Genomic DNA, 18,717 nt, shown 5'->3' on the forward strand with positions numbered 1-18,717 from the left:
CACGTCCGCTACCGGTAGCCTTGCGGGGTGACAGGCTCGGACGTTTCCCTCCCGGATTCCCCCGCGGAATCCCCCTCGACCCCCTCCTTCCGGCTCGTGTACGTGCCGGGCGTGACGCCCTCGAAGTGGGTGCGGATCTGGAACGAGCGCCTTCCCGACGTACCCCTGACGCTTCTGTCGGCCACCCCCGCCGAGGCCTTCGGGCTGCTGCGGGAGGGTGCCGCCGACGCCGGACTCGTCCGGCTGCCCGTCGACGGGGACGACCTCAGCGCCATTCCCCTCTATGAGGAGACCACGGTCGTCGTCGTCCCCAAGGACCACCTGTTCGCGCAGGTCGAGCTCATCTCGGTGGGCGACCTCGCCGACGAGCTCGTCCTCCACCCCCTCGACGACACCCTCGGCTGGGAGCAGCCGCCGGGCCGCCCCGCGATGGAGCGCCCCGAGACGACCGCCGACGCGATCGAGCTGGTCGCGGCGGGCGTCGGCGTGCTCGCCGTCCCACAGTCCCTCGCCCGGCTGCACCACCGCAAGGACCTGACGTACCGCACGCTCGACGGCGTCCCGCAGTCGCGCGTGGCCCTCTCGTGGCCGGCGGCCGACGAGGCCCCGGACCTGGTGGAGGAGTTCATCGGGATCGTGCGCGGCCGCACGGTGAACAGCACCCGGGGCCGCCGCGCCGAGGAGATGAAGGGCCAGAAGCAGCCACGCAAGGACCAGCGGAAGCCCGCGCGACCCGGCGGTGCGAAGTCGGGCGGCGCCAAGCAGGGCGGCGCCAAGGGCGGAGCCCGTACGGCAGGGAAGGGCGGGGCGGCCCGCAAGGGCGGCGGCGCCACCGGTGGTGCGGCTCGCGGCAAGAGCGCCAAGCCCCGCCGCGGCCGCGGCTGAACCGTCTCCCGTACGGGCCGGGCCGGGCCGCGAGGTCCCGCGGCGGCCGGGCCCCTGCCCGCGAGGCGGGGCCCGCTGTCGGCGGAACCGGCCCCCTGTCCGCACGGCGGACGCGCCCCACCGGGGCGGGGCCGCCTCGGCATACTGACCCCTCCTTGATCACCGAGATCATCCCGATCTTCCAGGAGGAGCTTTGGCCGCCAGTTTCAGGACCGTCGTCGAGGTGGCACCGGACCACCTCGCCCAGGCCCGGTCGATCGACCGGGTGTTCCAGGAGGCGATCGCGCCGGCGACCGTCGACTTCGACTTCGAGGCGATACGGGACGCCGCCGCGGCCGTCCCGGACAGCACCGTCGTGAAGATGGTCCGGGGCTGGGGGCTCCAGGAGTACGCCCCCGTCCTCGTCATGGTCCTCTCGCTCAAGGAGGCCGTCCGCCAGGCGCTGCCGCCGGAGTGCGCGGAGGCCGGCTTCTGGGCCACCGTCGAGCGGGAACTCGTCGGGGCCTTCACCGGCCTCGCCGCGCAGGAGGGGCAGCCCGGCCTCTCCTTCTACGAGAAGTCCGCGGAGCGCACGCGGTTCTACCGGGACCTGTTCTTCGCCCTCCAGGACGAGGAGACCGGGGCGCACATGTACGCCCTGGCCTTCTGCGTCGACGTGACGGTGGAACTGCCGAAGGAGCGGGCCGTCGCGCTCGACCTCACGGACGTCGTCCCGTTCGCGGTGCGGCTCGACGCGATCGTGGTCCGCCAGGCCCTGGGCGTCTCGGTCTGACCCGTCCGGCACGCACCGGCCCGCCGTCCCGGGCCGGATCCCCCGCGGCCCGGAACGACCTGTCCCGCCCTGCCTTCCTCCTGCTTTCCTCCTTCCGTCCTTTCCTTCCTCCGCCCCGCTCAGCCGTTCCGGCGCCACCGCCCGCCCCGCGCCGCCGCGACGAGCTCCGGCACCGTCGCCAGCTTGACCCGGGGGCGACCCGCGTCCCGGCCACGGGACCGTTCGGCCCGGTCGATGGCCGCGAGGCCGCGCGCGTCGACGAGACCGCGGCTGCGGCTCCTGGCCAGTCGGTGGAAGTCCTGGGCCGTGCCCGCGGGAGCGGGCAGCGCACCGGCGACCGCGTCCGCGAGCAGCGTCCCGACCGTCTCCTCCGCGCACGCCCGGTTGGCGCCTATGCCACCCGAAGGCCCGCGCTTGATCCAGCCGACGACATAGCCGCCGGGCAGCCCGGCCACCCGTCCGGCCTCGTGCGGCACCGTTCCGGTGGCCGCGTCGAAGGGCAGCCCCGGCAGCGGGACGCCTCGGTACCCGATCGCCCGGACGAGCAGCCCGGCCCCGATCTCCGTACCGGACTCCGACCCGTCCTCCGTCACCCGGACCGCCCGCACCCCGTCGGTGCCGAGCGCCTCGACCGGGGCGGAGTGGAAGCGGAGCACGATCCGGCGGCGGTCCGGCGCGGGTGCCCGCGTCCAGTCGACCGCCTCGCGGGTCACGTCCCGCAGGAGGGCCGCCTTCGTCCCGGGCGCGGCCGCGTCGATCGCCGCCCCGGTGCGCGGGTCCCGGTCGTCGACCACCAGCTCCACGCCGGGCAGGTGCGTGAGGGCGAGCAGTTCGGAGCCGGTGTACGCGGCGTCCCCGGGGCCGCGGCGGCCGAGCAGCACCACCTCGCGGACCGGGGTGCCGCGGAGCGCGGCGAGGGCGTGGTCGGCGATGTCGGTGGCGGCGAGTTCCGCGGGGTCCATGACGAGGACGCGGGCGACGTCGAGGGCGACGTTGCCGTTGCCGACCACGACGACCCGCTCGGCGGAGAGCCGGACGGCGTCCCCCGCGGTCTCCGGGTGCGCGTTGTACCAGGAGACGACGGACGTGGCGGAGACGCTGCCGGGCAGGTCCTCGCCGGGGATGCCGAGGCGGCGGTCGGCCGGTGCGCCGACCGCGTAGATCACCGCGTCGTGGTGGGCGGCGAGTTCCTCGGCCGTGACGTCCTCGCCGACCCGGAGGCCGAGCCGCATGCGGACCCGGGGGTGGGAGTGGAAGCGGGCGAAGGAGTCCCCGGCCCCCTTGGTCGCCGGGTGGTCCGGCGCCACGCCGTAGCGGAGGAGTCCGCCGGCCACCGGGAGCCGGTCGATCAGCGTCACCTCGGCGTTGGTGTGCAGGAGCAGGTCCTCGGCGGCGTACATGCCCGCGGGGCCGGTGCCGACGACCGCGATCCGGAGCGGCGCGAAGTCGGCGGGGAGGGAGCGGGGGAAGGACGGTTCGCCCCAGGTGTGGAAGTTGGGCGAGGCCAGGGCCGGCGGGGGCGTGCGCTCGGCGTAGTAGCGGGCGTTGAGGTCCTCGTAGGCGCGCAGGGGGCCGGTGAGCCGGTCCGCCGGGAAGATCGCGTCGACGGGGCAGGCGTCGGCGCAGGCGCCGCAGTCGATGCAGGACTTCGGGTCGATGTAGAGCATCTCCGTGGTCCCGAAGTCCGGTTCCTCGGGGGTGGGGTGGATGCAGTTGACCGGGCAGACGGCGACGCAGGTCGCGTCGTTGCAGCAGGTCTGGGTGATCGCGTAGGTCATGTCGTCGGCTCTGCTCTGCTCGGCTCGGAGGGGTCAGACGAGGTGGGCGCGCTGGTAGAAGAAGAGCGCGGGCCGGGTCAGCATCCCGACGTCGGCCAGGAACTCCATCAGCCCGGCGCAGCTGGCGCGCAGCTGCGCCTTGTAGTGCTCGTTGGCGGCGGCCTCGCGGCGGGCGCGCTCGGGGTCGAGTCCGGCCCGCACGTACACCTCGGGGCTGACCAGGCTGGTGATGATGTAGTACGCGGCGATGGCGACCACGAGGGCCTGGAAGTGGCGGCGGGTCCGGCCCGCGCGGGCGAGGTGGCGGCGCGTCTCGTCCCGGGCGAACTTCATGTGCCGGGACTCCTCGACGACGTGGATGTTGCTGATGGTGCGGACGAAGGGGACGACCCGTTCGTCGCGCATCCAGTCGCGCTGCATGACGTCGAGGACCTCCTCGGCGACGAGGATGCCGGCGTACGCGGCCTCGCCGAAGCCGACGGTCTTCATGAACCGGCCGAGTTCGAGCACCGCGCGCTTGGGGCGGTACGCGGGCGCGCCGAGCTTCTGGGAGCCCCGGGCGAACATGATGGAGTGCCGGCACTCGTCGGCGATCTCGGTGAGGGCCCACTGGAACCGGGGGTCGGTGTGGTCCATGCGGTAGATGTCGCGGAGCACCATCTGCTGGAGGATCATCTCGAACCAGATGCCGGTGCTGGCGACCGACGCGGTCTCCTGCCGGGTCAGCTCCTTGCGCTGCTCCTCGGTCATCTCGTTCCAGTAGGCGGTGCCGTAGAGGGAGTTCCACTCGGGGCTCTGTCCGTGGAAGTCCTTGTCGAGGGGGGTGTCCCAGTCCACCTCGACGGCGGGGTCGTACGACAGCTTCGCCGCCGAACGGAGCAGCCGCTCGGCGACGTCGGTGTCGGTGACGGACTCGCTGTCCGGGCGAACGGTGCTGCGTGCCATGGTGCGGCTCCTTGGGTCGCGAGAGCGGCTCGGGCTCTTGTTAGACATCGCGTCTAGCAAGCTTGTTGGACGGAACGTATAGCAAGGCCCCGGGGCAGGCCTACCCCCCGGTACGGACTTTTTCCGCCGCGCTCGCCCCCGGGCACGCGAACGGGGCCGGAGCCATGGCGGCTCCGGCCCCGTTCCCCGGGTCGGGACGTACTAGAAGGTCAGGTTCCAGGCGTCGATCCTGCCCGTGTCCGCGCTCGCGTTGTCGTTCACGCGAAGCTTCCAGACGCCGTTCGCGACCTCCGCCGACGCGTTGACCGTGTAGGTCTGCGCGATGTTGTCGGTGCCGCTGCCGGTGCGGTTGTGCAGGGTGTACACCGTGCCGTCGGGGGCGACGAGGTCGACCTTCAGGTCACCGATGTAGGTGTGCTTGATGTCCACGCCGACCTTGAGGGTCGCCGGGGCGTTGCCCGTCACCCCGCTGACCGTGATCGAGCTCTCGACCGTGGCGTTGTCCGAGATCGTGACGTCGGTGAGGTTCTCGAAGTACGCGCCGGGCGGCGGGGTGCTGCCCCCGACGGCCTTCAGGGCGTCGACCGCGCCCTCGCCGAAGAACCCGTTCTTCGCCGCGGTGCCCGTGCAGCGGGCGTCCGACGGGCACGCCCGGTCGTTGGCCTGGACACCGAGCTGGTCACGGATCTGCGCCGGCGTGAACGTCGGGTTCTTGCTCGCGATCAGCGCCGCCACACCGGCGACGTGCGGGGATGCCATCGAGGTGCCGCTCATGTTGCCGTACTTGCCGCCCGGCAGCGTCGAGTACACCTGGGTGGTGCCGTCGCCGCCCGGCGCCGCGATGTCGATGACGCCGTTGCCGAAGTTCGAGTACGAGGCCTTCGCGCCGCCGCTGGCCTGCGAGGCGACGGTCACGACGCCCGGCAGCTCGGTCGGGATGTCGATGCAGGCGTTGGTGATCGTGCGGGTGACCGGCGTCGAGTCGTTGGGGCTCTCGGAGTCGGTCGTCTTGTTCGCCAGGTCGTAGTTGGAGTTGCCGGCGGCGGCCACCTGGAGCGAGCCCTTGCCCTCGGCGTACACCTGGGCCCGGCGGACGCCCTCGATGATGGCGGCCTGGTCCACGTTGTCCGGGCAGTTGAACTGCCACGGGTCCGTGTAGTAGCTGTTGTTGGTGACCTTGAAGCCGTGGTCACCGGCCCACATGAAGCCGCAGATCGTGTTCTCCGCGAAGAACAGACTGCTGCCCGGCTCCGCGATGCGGACCGAGGAGATCTTCACGCCGGGCGCGACGCCGATGACGCCCTTGCCGTTCTTGGCGGCCGCGACCGTGCCCGCGACGTGCGTGCCGTGGGTGCCGACGTCACGCCAGGCGCCCGTGCGGGTGTCCGCCTTGCCGTAGGCGCAGGAGGCCGAGTCGGCGGCGTTGAAGTTGGGCGCGATGTCCTGGTGCTGGTCGTCGACGCCGGTGTCCAGGACGCCGACCTTCACCGACGCCGAACCGGTGGTGACCGCCCAGGCCTGGTCGGCCTTGATCTGGGTCATGTCCCAGCGGTTGGACTCCGTCAGCGTCGTCGCGGACTGCGACGGGTTCGCCGGGAGCGCCGGGTTGTAGGCGTCGGCCGGGACGTCGGACGTCCGGGTCGCGCCGACCTGCTGGACTCCGCTGACCGTGCGCATCGACGCGGCGAACGACGACGACGCCGAGTGCGCCACGATCACGCCGATCGCGTCGTACGAGGCGAACACCGAACCGCCGTTGCTCGTCACGGCACCGCTCACCGCGGCGGTGCCGCCGGGTGCGGTGATGACCAGGTAGGCGCGGGTGCCCGCGACCCAGGCCGCCGACGACGCGGCGGTCCGGGTGGCCTTGGTGGCCGTCCTGGCCTGGGTCGCCCCCGCCGAACTCGCCGCGACGGGCGCGGTGTCCGACGTTGCTGCCTGGGCGAATCCGGCGGGGGCGGCGAGCGCCACGGTCGTACCGAGCGCTGCGACGGCGATGGCCGAGGCCCTCAACCGGCTGGATATGTGGGAAAACAATGCGTCCTCCGATGACCCGGTGGCGCGGGTGGCGCCGGCCGGGCCCTGTGATGTGTGGGGTGGACGCAAGATCCCAGACTCTTCGGGCGGAGGGAAGTGTTCTGTCCGAAAAGCCTGTTCGTGTGACGCACTGTTGATCTAGCGGCGCCTGGAAGGTGCACCTATCCTCCCTCCCGCCCCTTTCGTTCCCGGGGTGTGCGGAGGCGACCGCGCCGCGCGACGGAGGACGGCGCCGGGGGAGTGCGGCGGGGGTACGGGGCGGGTGGGGCCGCCCCGCACCGGGTGCGCTACTTCAGGTACGGGCCCGAGGCGCCGATCCTGCCCGGACCGTTCAGCACGTACACGCGCAGGTTGCCCTTGCCGGGTGCGGCGACCGTGAGGGTGCCGTTGGTGACCGTGCGGACGTCGCCGGTGACGGCGTCGGTGTAGGTGCCGTTCGGGACGCCGGAGAAGGTGGCGCCGCCGGAGACCGTGACCAGGGCGAAGCTGTCCGTGGAACCGCTGGTGTAGCGGCGCTTGAAGGCCATGCCGCCCGAGATGCCCTCGGTGGAGTACTGCCCCGTCTGGAGCGCCGGGATCGCGCGGCGGATCTGGTTGAGCCGCTGCACGTGCTGGACCAGGGGCTGCTGGAGCGTGGTGGCGACGGCGCCGGAGGCCGCCGAGACCTGGGAGAAGTCGGAGGTCGTGACGGAGCCGGCGAGGTGCTCGCCGTAGTAGGCGCGGCCGGTGGTGGCGAGCGGGCAGGTCGGCCCGCAGTCGATCTTCTTCCCCTTCTGGAACTCGATCTCGGAGCCGTAGTAGAGCGTCGGGATGCCGCGGAACGTCCACATCAGGGACATGTTCTCGGCCCAGGCGTCGGTGCCGCCCGTGTACCGCTCGCTCGACTTGTTCGGGCCGTAGTCGTGGCTGTCGACGTAGACGACGTTGTAGGTGGCGTCGTTGTAACTGTCGTCCGAGTCCTTGCCGTTGGAGAAGGCGTTGAAGGCGTCACCGAAGTTCATGTGCATGCGCATGTCGATGACGTTCATGCCGGAGAACCGGCTGTGGTCCGGAGTGTGGTAGCTGTTCCCGCTCAGGAACGCGTTGGTCGACGTGGGCTGGTTGCCGGTGCCCTGCTGCTGCTCGTAGTCGTACATCTCCAGAGCGGCCTTGGCGTCGTCGATGTCGTACTCCTTGCGCTCCTTCCACGTGTAGAACTGCGCCGAGTGGTTCACCGAGCCGCGGTTCCACTTGTCGTTGACGAACGCGGCGACCTCGCCGAAGACGAAGAAGTTCGCTGCCGCCGCCGCTCCGTGACGTTGTGTCACCCGTTCCTGGATGGCGGGCAGGAAGCGACGGTTCCAGGTGGTGCGGGGGATGTGCACGGCGGTGTCGACGCGGAAGCCGTCGACGCCCATGTCGATGTACTTGTTGTAGGCGCCGATCAGGTAGCTCTGGACGGCGGGGTTCTCGGTGTTGAAGTCGGCCAGGTCCTCGTGCAGCCAGCAGGAACGGGAGTCCTCGCCCTCCCAGTTGCCGATCCAGCACTGGTGGTACAGCGCCTTCGGGAACATGCCGGAGGTCGGGCTCGGCCACTGGCAGTTGTAGACGGTGTACCCCTCGGCGCTCTTGCCGCCGGTCGGCTTGCCCCAGTTGAGGCAGGTGTTGCCGGTCGGCTCGGCCGTCGACCACAGGTCGCCGTTGTAGTACGACTTGCCGGACTTCGCGTCGACCGTCAGGCCGTCGTACTCGAAGCCGGGCTGCTTCTCGTCGTAGTACCAGCTCCACTGGCTGTCCCGGACGCCGTAGACGGTCGGGGTGAACAGGCCCTTGGCGCCCCAGCGGGAGGAGTGGTTGTAGACGACGTCCTGGTAGATCTTCATGCCCTTGGCGTGGGCGGCGTCGATGAGGTCCTGGTAGGAGGCGCCGGCCGACTCCAGGCGCGGGTCGACCTTGTAGAAGTCGTAGCCGTGGTAGCCGTGGTGGTCGTAGTCGGACCGGTTGAGGACCACCGGGGTGACCCATATCGCCGAGAAGCCGAGCGCCTTGACGTAGTCGAGCTTCTGGACGAGGCCCTTGAAGTCGCCCCGGAACATGGGGTCGTCGTTGGCCGCGTTGCCCGACTTGACGTGCTGGCTGCCGCCGCGGTTGTTCGACGCGTCGCCGTCGTAGAAGCGGGCGGTGAGGACGAAGTAGATCGGGTCCTTGCGGGGGTCGGTGCCCAGCGGCTTCCCGGTGGCGGGGGTCGCCGGCCTGTCGCCGGTGGTGGCGGTCGCGGAGGCCGAGGCGGCGGAGACGTTCCCGGCCGCGTCCACGGCCTTCACCGTGTAGGTGTACGCGGTCCGCTCGGCCAGGCCCGTGTCGGAGTACACGGTGGAGCCGACGTCGGTCACGACCGTGCCGCCGCTGCCGCCGACCCGGGTGACCTGGTACTTCGTCACGCCCCGGTCGTCGGTGGCGGGGTCCCAGGCGAGCAGGACCGAGACGCCGTCGGCGGCGGCGGTGACGCGCCCGGGGGCCGTCGGTGCCTGCGTGTCGGGCGTCGCGGCGGCGCACGGGTCGACCGCGTTCGCCGTCACCACGTTGTTCCGCACGGTGCTGACGCCCGTTCCGGCGGCGTAGTCCGCGCCGCCGTTGTTGTCCCAGGTGCCGTTGCCGTTGTTGAACGCGGCCTTGAAGGACGTCGCCGTCCCGAGGTCGATCTCCCGCTTCCACCAGCCGGCGCAGGCCGCCTGCATGCCGACGCCGGGCACGGCCGTCCAGGAACCGCCCGCGGGCTGGTAGTGGATGTTCGCGGTGGACCAGCCGAGCGTCTCGGTGGAGTAGTACACCGTGGCCTTGGCGGACGGCGTGGGCGTGGTGCCTGCACAGGGGTCCGAGTGGGCGACGACCCCGTCCTTGACGGTGATCGCGCCGGTGCCCAGGGCGTAGTTCCGGCCGCCGTTGTTGTCCCAGGTGCCGGTGCCGTTGTTGAAGGTCGCCTGCAGCCCGGTGGCCGTGCCGAGGCTGACCGTCTTCTTCACCCAGTCCGTACAGGCGGCCTCCATGGCGACGCCGGGGACGGTGGTCCACGCGCCCCCGTCGGGGGCGTAATGCAGGTTGTGGGCGGCCCAGTTCTTCGTCTTCGTCCAGTAGAAGACCGTCGCCGTGTTCTCGGCGACGGCGGCGGCCGGCGCGGTCCGCGGCGAGGGTTCGTCGGGTGGTGCCGCGAGCAGGCCGAGCAGGCCGGCGGCCACGGCCAGGACGGCCACCGGGCGTCCGGGCGGCCGTGTGGGGGTGCGGGTCATCGGATTTCTCCCAGCAGGGGCGCGTTCCGTGCGGGCCGGTTGGGGGGATGGGGATCAGCACCGCTGGAAACACAGTCGGAAAGTTTCAGAAACGTTTTGCGTCGGCGGGAAGTTACCGCCGCCGCCGCCCCGCGGTAAAGACTTCTGTCGGAAGTGCCCTCTAGGCTCGGCCTGTTCGCGCGCGTGATCGAAGTCGAGGGGGATCCCGATGAAGTTGCCCGGCCCGCTGCACGTGTTCAACGAAGGGCTGGCGTTCCTGCTGGAACTCGCGGCCCTGGCCGTCCTGGCCTGGTGGGGTTGGGACGCCGCGGACAACGTGGCCCTCCGGCTGCTCCTCGCCGTCGCGGCGCCCGCCCTCGCCGCCTTCGTCTGGGGCCTCTTCGCCGCCCCCAAGGCCCGTATCCCCCTGCCGATCCCGGGAGTTCTCGTCGTCAAGGCCCTCGTCTTCGGCGCGGCGGCCCTCGCCCTCCATGCCCTCGACCGCCCGTCGGCGGCCCTCGCCTTCGCCGTCGTGGTACTCCTCAACACCGCCCTGGCGACGGCCGACCGGCAGGCCGCGATGCGACGCGGAGCCTGACGGGCGGCCTGTCACTCGGAGGCGGTGACGTCCCCGCCCGTGAGGAGGGGGCGGCGGGGCGGGGTCCGCCCTGCCTCGCGGCGACGGGCGTGGAGGCGGGGCGTGTTCCCGCTCAGGGGCGCGGCCAGGGGCGGCCTTCGAGGCGTTCGATGTCGCGGTTGAAGCGTTCGAGGAAGGCGGCGAACTCGGCGACGTCCTCGGAGGGCCAGTGCTCCATGACGCGTTCGAGGCCCTCGATGTTGGAGGTGCGGTCGGCGTCGAGGCGGCGTTCGCCCTCCTCGGTGATGCGGAACTTGCGGGCGATGCCGCCGTCGGGGTCGGGGATGCGTTCGACGAGGCCGGCGCGGAGCATGGCGGCGGTCTGGCGGTTGAGGGTGGAGGCGTCGAGGCCGAAGGCCTCGCTGAGCTGGCCGATGGACAGGGGGCCGTGTATGCGGATGCGGCTCAGGAGGACGTAGGCGCTGCGGTCGAGCTGGGCGCCGCCGCGGGAGCGGGGCGCGTACAGGTGCGTGTGCCTGCTGAGCAGCATGGTCTCGAATTCGACCAGGTGGGTGGGCTTGTCCACGGGCTTGTCCATGGGGGCATTCTCTCTCGCGACAGAGGGATGTGCATCATGCACAGCTTGTGTATGGCGCCATTGATGTGCATGATGCATAACGAATCACGTGCGGAACCACCGTGCAAGACCGAGGGAGAACCCGTGGACGGCTCCAAGCCCGACGCCCGACCCGGAGGCGTCGTCGGCGTCCTCGCGCTCGCGGGCATCGTGGCCGCGCTCATGCAGACGCTGGTGGTGCCGCTCATCGGCGACCTCCCCAGGCTGCTCGACACCACCGCGTCCGACGCCTCGTGGGTGATCACCGCGACCCTGCTCGCCGGCGCCGTCGCCACCCCCGTCGCCGGGCGGCTCGGCGACACCCTCGGCAAGCGGCGCGTCCTGCTCGTCTCGGTGATCCCGCTGATCGCCGGCTCGATCGTGTGCGCCCTCGCCTCCTCCGTCGTCCCGATGATCGTCGGTCGCGGACTCCAGGGCCTCGGCATGGGCGTCGTCCCCCTCGGCATCAGCCTGCTGCGCGACATCCTGCCGCCCGAGAAGCTCGGCGGGTCCATCGCCCTGATGAGCGCCTCCATGGGTGTCGGCGGCGCCCTCGGCCTGCCGTTCTCCGCGGCCGTCGCCGAGAACGCCAGCTGGCGGGTCCTCTTCTGGGTCGCCGCCGGACTCAGCGCCCTGGTCGGCGTCCTCATCTGGCGCGTCGCCCCCACGGGCCGACGCAACCCGGCCCCGGGCCGCTTCGACGCACCCGGCGCGCTCGGCCTCGGCGTCGGGCTCGTCGCCCTGCTGCTCGCCGTCTCCAAGGGCGCGACCTGGGGCTGGGGCAGCGGCACCACCCTCGGCCTGTTCGCCGTCGCGGCCGTCGTGCTCCTCGCCTGGGGCGCGTGGGAGCTGCGCACCCGCGACCCGCTCGTCGACCTGCGGGTCACCGCCCGCCCCGTCGTCCTGATGACCAACATGGCGTCGGTCCTGGTGGGCTTCGCCATGTACGCGCAGTCGCTGGTGGTGCCCCAGCTGTTCCAGCTGCCCGAGGCCACCGGCTACGGCCTCGGCCAGTCCATGATGGCGATGGGCCTCTGGATGGCCCCGGCGGGCCTGATGATGATGCTCCTCGCCCCGCTCGGCGCCAAGCTCTCGGCCGCCCGCGGCCCCAAGGTCACCCTCGCCGTCGGCGCCCTCGTCATCTCCGCCGGGTACGGCTCCTCCCTCGCCCTGATGGGCTCCACCTGGGGCCTGCTCGTCGTGACGCTCATCTGCAACACGGGCGTCGGCCTCGCCTACGGAGCCATGCCCGCCCTCATCATGGGCGCCGTGCCGCAGGAGGAGACCGCGTCGGCCAACAGCTTCAACACCCTGATGCGCTCCATCGGCACGTCCGTCTCGGCCGCCGTCATCGGCGTCGTCCTCGCCCAGATGACCACCGTCCTCGGCGGCCACGTCCTGCCCTCCGAGGACGGCTTCCGGGTCGCCCTGCTCATCGGCTGCGGCGTCGGCCTCGTCGCCGCGGTGGTCGCCGCCCTCATCCCCGTGAAGGCCCCGTCCGCCGGCGGCGCCGACGACCGGGCCGCGGCGGAATCCGGCACCACGCCGCGCACCGCCACCGGAGCGGCCGCGGCCTGACACCCGGTACCGGGCGGTGCCGCCGCGCACGTAGGGACGGCGCGCGACGGCACCGCCCCGGTCCGGCGCCCGGCTCCGGCCGGGGCGTACACCGGACCCCGAGGACCCCGAGGACCCCGACGACCGCGCAGAGGCGGACGTCGGGGTCCTTGCCGTCGCCCCTTCCGACCGCCGCGGACCGCCGGGTCACCCCCCGCCCGACGTGAAGCCCGCCCGCCTGTACGTCCGCATGAGCAGGGCCGTCTCCGTCGACGTCACGCCCCGGAGCCGCGGGAAGACCCGGGCGGCGAACTCCTGGAAGTCGCGGGTGTCGCGGTGGCCGGAGCAGCCGAGCAGGCTGGTCGCGCCGCTGGTGACGACGAGGTGGCGGAGGGCCGGCTCGCCCGCGAGCAGGCGGATCGCGGGGGCGAGTTCGCGGTGCGGGACGCCGAGCCGGAAGCGGGCCTCCACGGGATAGCCGAGGACCGCGGGATCGGCGTGCAGTCGCAGGTGCAGGACGTGCGACCCCATCAGCCGGGCCAGGCGTCGCCGGGCGGTGGTCTCGCCATGGCGTGGACCGCGATCGACCTCGCGACCGCCCCGGACCAGCGGGCCCGCCTCCTGGCGCGCCGAGCGGCCCGCACCCACCGCCCCTGACCGCCGACCGGCGGCCGGGGGCGTCCCGCCGGTGCGGGGACGGGCCACGGACCCGAGCCCCCGTCCCCGCACCGCTCAGGCCTTCCGCTCCTCGGCCACCGCCAGGGTGAACAGCGCCCCGTCCGGGTCCCGCACCGCCACCCGGCGCCCGTCCGAGTCCTCGGGGCCGCGGACCCCGCCCCAGTCGCCGCCCTGCACGACCGACCCGCCGTGGGCCACCACCGCCTCCGTGGCGGCCCGGGGGTCGGGCACCCGGAAGCAGGCCAGCCACCGCGGCCGCAGCTGGGGCCGGGGCGACGCGGACTCGACCGGGCCGCTGTTCAGCCGGGCGACGGCCTCGCCGTCCCGCCGCAGCACCACCTTGTCCTGCTCGTACGACACTTCCAGCCGGCCCGGCGAACCCTCCGTCCAGCGCAGCACCTCGCCGTAGAACACGGCCGCCTCGAACGCGTCCCGGGTGTGCAGCTCCAGCCAGGCCGGGGCCGCGTACTCGTCGACGTGCCAGCGGGACTCCGTGGGCCCCTCCCACACCCCGAACGCCGCACCCTCGCGGTCGGTGGCCAGCGCCGCGCGTCCCCGGGGCGGATAGGCGACGGGACCGACGCCGACGGTGCCGCCGCGCTCCCGGATCCGCGCCACCGCCGCGTCGGCGTCGGCCACCGAGAAGAACGCCGTCCACGCCACCGGAACGGCCAGCTCGGCCGCCACCGGCGCGATCCCGGCCACCGGCACCCCGCCCAGCTCGCCCACCGCGAACGCGTCGTCCAGGCCGCCCCGCCGGAACGTCCAGCCCAGCACCGCCCCGTAGAAGCGCTCCGCCGCTTCGAGATCACGCGCGCTCAGGCTCAGCCAGCACGGCGCGCCCACCGCGTCCCCGGTCGTCGTAGGCCCCGACACCGGCACCACCTCCAAGTCGTCCTGCATCCAGCCTGCGCCCCTTCCCGCTCCTCGGGCCGGGCATGCGCGCGCTCACCCGGATGCCGACGCCCACCACCCGTCCGGGTGTGCGGAGTGCGGGTGACGCGGAGCCGTCCGTGGGACGCCGCGCACGGCGCCGCACGGACGGCCCGGGTTCAGCGGGCGCCGCTCGCGACCGGTGCCGCCGCCCGGGCGGCGTAGGCCCGGACGTCGGCGTCGGCGTCACCGGACGCGCCCGCGAGGGCGGTACGGGCCGCGGGCTCGCCCCGGTGGGCGAGCAGGGAGAGGACGGCCGCCTTGCGGACGTCGGCGTTCGGGTCGGCGAGGGCGCCGGCGAGTCCGGGGACGGCGACGCCGGCCGGGGCGGCCCGCAGTGCCGTCGCCGCACCGGCCCGCACCTGCCAGGCCGCGTCCGCGAGGGCCGCCTCCGCCGTCGCCGCGCACTCCGGCGGGCAGCCCGTGTCGGCGAGCGAGGCCAGCGCGGCGCCCCGCACCAGGGGGTCGCCGTCGCCGAGGAGCGGCAGCAGCGGTTCCGGGGCCGCGTCCCGCACGGCGGCCAGGCCGCGGGCCACCGCGACCCGCACCTCGCGCGCCGGATCGCCGGCGGCCACCGCGAGCTCCGCGACCGCGTCCACCGCGACCAGGGCCCGTACGGCCCGCACCCGGACGTCGACGACGCCGTCGGCGAGCGCGGCGGCGTACAGCGGCGCGTCGCCGAGCCGCAGTGCCCGCAGCACGTCGAGGGCGGCGGCCCGCACGGCCGCGTCGGGCACGCCCAGGGCCTCCCGCAGCCCCGCCCCGAGCACCGGTTCGGCGGGCAGGACCTCGACCAGCTCGCGCAGGGCGGCCGCGGCCGCCGCCCGGACCCGCGGCGACCCGTCCCGCAGCCGCGCGGCCAGCGCGGGCCCCGTCCCGGCCGGCGCGGTCTCCCCGAGGACGGTGACGGCGGCGGACCGGACCGCCGGGTCGGGGTCGGCCAGGTACGGATCGAGCGCCGCCAGGTCGGGGGAGTCCTCGACGAGCGACAGCAGACGGAGCAGCCGGGGCTGCGGCGCCTCACCCGCGGTCCCCTCGCCCGACGCGCCCGCGTCCGCTCCGCCCGTGTTTGGGGCGTCCGTCGCGCGGGCCGCCGGGGCGGCGTCGCGGGGGCCGGCCGTGGCGACCGGCACGGGCGCCACCTCGCCGATGTGCCGCTCGGGACCGCCCGGCGGGGCGAACCCGGGCACGGGGACCACGTACGGCTCGACCGGTCGGGCGGTGAACTCCATCGCCCCGGAAGGGGACTTGCGGAGGTCGAGGTGGTGCAGCCAGGCCGTGTCGTCGCGCTCCGGGTGGTCGAGCCGCTCGTGGTACAGCCCCCAGCGGGACTCGGTCCTGGCCAGCGAGGCCCGCGCGGCCATCTCGGCGCAGTCGCGGATGAACGACACCTCGGCGCACCGCATGAGCTCGTGCGGGGTCCGCGCGCCCATGCCGGCGATCTCCTCCGACATCCGGGTGAACGCCTCGACGGCGAGGGACAGCCGGGCGCCGGTCTTGGGCGGCGACACGTAGTCGTTGACGAACCTGCGCAGCTTGAACTCGACCTGCGGCTGCGGCGGGCCGTCGGGGTGGCGCAGCGGCCGGTAGACGAGCTCGTGGGCCGCCGCGAGCTGCGCCGGGTCCAACTCCCCTTCGTACGCCCGGTACCGGGAGGCGTCCTCGCCCGCGAGGTCGCCGAAGACGAACGCCCCGATCATGTAGTTGTGCGGTACGGAGGCCAGGTCGCCGGCCGCGTACAGCCGGGGCACGGTGGTGCGGGCGCGGGAGTCCACCCGTACCCCCGAGGCGGAGTGGCCGCCGCACAGGCCGATCTCGGAGATGTGCATCTCGATGTCGTGGGTGCGGTAGTCGTGCCCGCGGTTCGCGTGGAAGGTGCCCCGGGTGGGCCGCTCGGTGGTGTGCAGGATCGACTCGACCGCGCCGACGGTCTCCTCGGGCAGGTGGCTCAGCTTGAGGTAGACCGGGCCGCGGTCCGAGGCGAGTTCGGCGGCGAACTCGGCCATCATCTGCCCCGACCAGTAGTCCGACTCGACGAACCGCTCGCCGTGCCGGTTCACCTGGTAGCCGCCGAACGGATTGGCCACGTAGGCGCAGGCGGGCCCGTTGTAGTCCTTGATCAGAGGGTTGATCTGGAAGCACTCGATCCCGGTCAGCGCCGCGCCCGCGTGGTACGCCATGGCGTACCCGTCGCCGGCGTTGGTCGGGTTCTCGTACGTGCCGTAGAGATAGCCGGAGGCGGGCAGGCCGAGCCGTCCGCAGGCGCCGGTGGCCAGGACGACCGCACCGGCCCTGACGACGACGAACTCCCCCGTACGGGTGTGGAATCCGGCCGCTCCGACGGCCCGGCCGTCCTCCGGGCGGGTCAGGACGCGGACCGGCATGACCCGGTTCTCGATCCGGATCCGCTCCCGCATCTCGCGCCGCCGCAGCTGCCGGTAGAGGACCTTCTTGACGTCCTTGCCCTCCGGCATGGGCAGCACGTACGAGCCGGAGCGGTGCACCTGCCGGACCGCGTACTCGCCGTGCTCGTCCTTCTCGAACTTCACCCCGTACGACTCCAGCCGCCGCACCATCGCGAAGCCGCGGGTCGCCGTCTGCCGGACGGTCGACTGGTCCACGAGGCCGTCGTTGGCGCGGGTGATCTCGGCGACGTAGTCGTCGGGTTCGGCCCGGCCGGGCACGACCGCGTTGTTGACGCCGTCCATGCCCATGGCCAGGGCGCCAGAGTGCCGGACGTGCGCCTTCTCCAGGAGCAGGACGTTCGCCCCGCGCTCGGCGGCGGTCAGCGCGGCCATCGTGCCCGCGGTGCCGCCGCCGACGACGAGCACGTCGCAGGAGAGCTCGGTCGCGTCGGCGAGGTCGGGGACGGTGAGGAGGGTCTCCACGGGGGTGCCTTTCGAAGCGGCCGTCGGAGGCCGCGGAGCGGAGGTCGACGGGGGAGCGGAAGCCGATGAGGGAAGGGGTGTGATGAGGTGGGCTCGCGGTGAGGGGGGAGGGCGCGCGGTGCCCTCAGAGGGAGTCGAGGACGCGGCGGCGCAGGGCCGCCGTCGCGGGATCGTCGTGCGCGTCCCGTACGCGGGGTCGCGGGACGTCGAGTACCTCGCCCGTCGCGAAGAGGACGATCCGGTCGCCGAGGTGGACGGCCTCGTCGACGTCGTGGGTGACGAACACGACGGTCGCGCCCGTGCCCCGGAGGATCTCCACGAGGAGGTCCTGCATGCCGGCGCGGGTGTGCGCGTCGAGCGCGCCGAACGGTTCGTCCATCAGGACGGCGCGGGGCCGGCCGGCCAGCGCGCGGGCCAGCTGCACGCGCTGCCGCTGGCCGCCGGACAGCTGGTGCGGCAGCTTGAGCGCGTGCTCGGCGAGCCCGACCCGCTCCAGCCACTCCAGCGCCGAGCGGCGCCGCTCGGCCCGCGGGACCCGGCGGATCGCGAGGGGCAGTTCGACGTTGGCGCGGACCGACCGCCAGGGCAGCAGCGCGTCGTGCTGGAAGACCAGCGCCCGGTCCGCGCCGGGCCGGCGGATCGGCTCGCCGTCCTGCGTGACCCGGCCCTCCAGCGGCGGCAGCAGCCCGGCGAGGGTGCGCAGCAGCGTCGTCTTCCCGCAGCCGGACGGGCCGACCACGGTGACGAGTTCACCGGGCGCGATCCGCAGACCGGCGGGCCCCGCCACGGGCGCCGCGCCGGGACGGCCGAGCCGTACGCCGTGCAGGGCGAGTTCCGCGCCCGCCGGTACGGAGCCGTCCCGCGCGGCCGGTTCGCGGGGGCCGGCCGCCCCGGACGGCGTCGCGGCGGTGGCGGCTGACGCGGACGGGCTCACGGTGCTCATCGGACCGGCTCCTTCTCGGGTGCGGTGGCGAGGAGGACGGGGGAGCGAGGGGCGGCGGCGGACGCGGGGGCGGCCGCGGCGCGGGTGGGACCCGGCGCGAACCGGTCGGCCGGGCGCGGCAGCCAGGCGGTGACCCGGCGGCCGAGCGACTCGACGGCGGTGGAGGTGAGCCAGCCGAGGGCGCCGATGGTGGCCATGCCGACGAACACCCCGGGGTAGTCGACGACCGTGTAGTCCTGCCAGGTGCGGTAGCCCACCCCGTACTCGCCGGAGATCATCTCCGCCGAGATCACACAGATCCACGAGACGCCGATGCCCACGGACAGACCGCCGAAGATCCCCGGCAGGGCGCCCGGCAGCACCACCGAGAACAGGACCCGGGCCCGGCCGCCGCCCAGGGTGAGCACGGCCTCCTCCCACACCGGGCTCAGGGCCCGCACCGCGTGCCGGGTCGACACCAGGACGGGGAAGAGGGCGGCGGCGCAGGTGATGAAGACGATGCCCTGCTCGTTGGTGGGCAGCAGCAGGATCGCCACCGGCACCAGGGCGATGGCCGGCACCGGCCGCACCACCTCCACCAGCGGGCCCAGGAGGTCGGCGGCCCACCGGGACCGGGCGACGGCCGTGCCGGCCGCCACGCCCAGGACCGCGGCGAGGAGGAACCCGACCGCGATCCGGCGCAGACTGTGGCCGAGGTCCTGCCGGTAGGTCTCCGTGCCGACCCGGTCGGCGAACGCGGAGGCGACCTCGACGACGGTCGGGAACTGCTCGAACCGCAGCCACAGATCGACGTCGTACGCCGTCAGCAGCTGCCACAGTCCCAGCGCCCCGGCGAGGGACGCCATCCGGACCAGGCGCCGGGT

At 73.5% G+C, this 18,717-nt stretch carries 15 protein-coding genes; 5 read left to right on the top strand and 10 right to left on the bottom strand.

Annotated features, from left to right (window positions below; all coding sequences use genetic code 11):
* The first annotated feature begins 27 nt into the window (after positions 1 to 27).
* Together ACIQFX_RS30190 and ACIQFX_RS30195 are read left to right on the top strand one after the other, a co-directional pair.
* A complete protein-coding gene (locus ACIQFX_RS30190; RefSeq protein ID WP_402469804.1) occupies positions 28 to 885 on the top strand; it encodes a LysR family transcriptional regulator substrate-binding protein in 858 nt (285 codons plus the stop codon).
* Positions 886 to 1,078: 193 nt separating this feature from the next.
* The gene (locus ACIQFX_RS30195; protein ID WP_402469806.1) at positions 1,079 to 1,657 is read left to right on the top strand and encodes a Type-2Aa cytolytic delta-endotoxin; all 579 of its coding nucleotides are present in this window, start codon (positions 1,079 to 1,081) and stop codon (positions 1,655 to 1,657) included.
* Positions 1,658 to 1,776: 119 nt separating this feature from the next.
* Here ACIQFX_RS30195 and ACIQFX_RS30200 read toward each other — a convergent pair whose 3' ends face one another.
* From ACIQFX_RS30200 to ACIQFX_RS30215, 4 genes are all read right to left on the bottom strand, one after another.
* The gene (locus ACIQFX_RS30200; protein ID WP_402469809.1) at positions 1,777 to 3,435 is read right to left on the bottom strand and encodes an FAD-dependent oxidoreductase; all 1,659 of its coding nucleotides are present in this window, start codon (positions 3,433 to 3,435) and stop codon (positions 1,777 to 1,779) included.
* Positions 3,436 to 3,468: 33 nt separating this feature from the next.
* Positions 3,469 to 4,380 carry a diiron oxygenase gene (locus ACIQFX_RS30205; protein WP_402469812.1) on the bottom strand — a complete coding sequence of 304 codons (912 nt, stop codon included), beginning with the start codon at positions 4,378 to 4,380 and terminating at the stop codon, positions 3,469 to 3,471.
* 201 nt (positions 4,381 to 4,581) lie between these two features.
* Positions 4,582 to 6,378 (bottom strand): S8 family serine peptidase, encoded by a 1,797-nt coding sequence (locus ACIQFX_RS30210; RefSeq protein ID WP_402469977.1) that lies wholly within the window; start codon positions 6,376 to 6,378, stop codon positions 4,582 to 4,584.
* Positions 6,379 to 6,704: 326 nt separating this feature from the next.
* Positions 6,705 to 9,683, bottom strand: coding sequence for a carbohydrate binding domain-containing protein (locus ACIQFX_RS30215; RefSeq protein WP_402469815.1), 2,979 nt, complete (start codon positions 9,681 to 9,683; stop codon positions 6,705 to 6,707).
* A 208-nt stretch (positions 9,684 to 9,891) separates the two neighbouring features.
* Between ACIQFX_RS30215 and ACIQFX_RS30220 the strand changes: the two genes are divergently transcribed.
* On the top strand, positions 9,892 to 10,260 hold the full coding sequence (locus ACIQFX_RS30220) for a YrdB family protein (RefSeq protein ID WP_402469818.1): 369 nt from the start codon (positions 9,892 to 9,894) through the stop codon (positions 10,258 to 10,260).
* Between the two features lie 112 nt (positions 10,261 to 10,372).
* Here the strand turns inward: ACIQFX_RS30220 and ACIQFX_RS30225 are convergent, their stop codons facing one another.
* Positions 10,373 to 10,837 carry a MarR family winged helix-turn-helix transcriptional regulator gene (locus ACIQFX_RS30225; RefSeq protein WP_402469821.1) on the bottom strand — a complete coding sequence of 155 codons (465 nt, stop codon included), beginning with the start codon at positions 10,835 to 10,837 and terminating at the stop codon, positions 10,373 to 10,375.
* 123 nt (positions 10,838 to 10,960) lie between these two features.
* Between ACIQFX_RS30225 and ACIQFX_RS30230 the strand changes: the two genes are divergently transcribed.
* Positions 10,961 to 12,433: an MFS transporter gene (locus ACIQFX_RS30230; protein ID WP_402469824.1), complete on the top strand. Its 1,473-nt coding sequence runs from the start codon at positions 10,961 to 10,963 to the stop codon at positions 12,431 to 12,433.
* Positions 12,434 to 12,619: 186 nt separating this feature from the next.
* Here ACIQFX_RS30230 and ACIQFX_RS30235 read toward each other — a convergent pair whose 3' ends face one another.
* Complete coding sequence (locus tag ACIQFX_RS30235; protein WP_402469827.1) at positions 12,620 to 12,943, bottom strand: hypothetical protein; 324 nt, start codon at positions 12,941 to 12,943, stop codon at positions 12,620 to 12,622.
* Between ACIQFX_RS30235 and ACIQFX_RS30240 the strand changes: the two genes are divergently transcribed.
* On the top strand, positions 12,932 to 13,069 hold the full coding sequence (locus tag ACIQFX_RS30240) for a hypothetical protein (protein ID WP_402469829.1): 138 nt from the start codon (positions 12,932 to 12,934) through the stop codon (positions 13,067 to 13,069). The genes ACIQFX_RS30235 and ACIQFX_RS30240 overlap by 12 nt on opposite strands.
* A 75-nt stretch (positions 13,070 to 13,144) precedes the next feature.
* Here ACIQFX_RS30240 and ACIQFX_RS30245 read toward each other — a convergent pair whose 3' ends face one another.
* The 4 genes from ACIQFX_RS30245 to ACIQFX_RS30260 all read right to left on the bottom strand — a co-directional run bounded on the left by ACIQFX_RS30245 (position 13,145) and on the right by ACIQFX_RS30260 (position 18,699).
* The gene (locus tag ACIQFX_RS30245) at positions 13,145 to 13,993 is read right to left on the bottom strand and encodes a VOC family protein (RefSeq protein WP_402469832.1); all 849 of its coding nucleotides are present in this window, start codon (positions 13,991 to 13,993) and stop codon (positions 13,145 to 13,147) included.
* A 149-nt stretch (positions 13,994 to 14,142) separates the two neighbouring features.
* A complete protein-coding gene (locus ACIQFX_RS30250) occupies positions 14,143 to 16,911 on the bottom strand; it encodes a fumarate reductase/succinate dehydrogenase flavoprotein subunit (RefSeq protein WP_402469835.1) in 2,769 nt (922 codons plus the stop codon).
* A gap of 124 nt (positions 16,912 to 17,035) precedes the next feature.
* A complete protein-coding gene (locus ACIQFX_RS30255; protein WP_402469838.1) occupies positions 17,036 to 17,854 on the bottom strand; it encodes an ABC transporter ATP-binding protein in 819 nt (272 codons plus the stop codon).
* On the bottom strand, positions 17,851 to 18,699 hold the full coding sequence (locus ACIQFX_RS30260; protein WP_402469980.1) for an ABC transporter permease: 849 nt from the start codon (positions 18,697 to 18,699) through the stop codon (positions 17,851 to 17,853). Before ACIQFX_RS30260 ends, ACIQFX_RS30255 begins: the two co-directional genes overlap by 4 nt.
* Positions 18,700 to 18,717 lie beyond the last annotated feature (18 nt).

It is taken from the genome of Streptomyces sp. NPDC093089, assembly GCF_044754405.1.
In the GTDB taxonomy this organism is placed as follows: Bacteria; Actinomycetota; Actinomycetes; order Streptomycetales; family Streptomycetaceae; genus Streptomyces.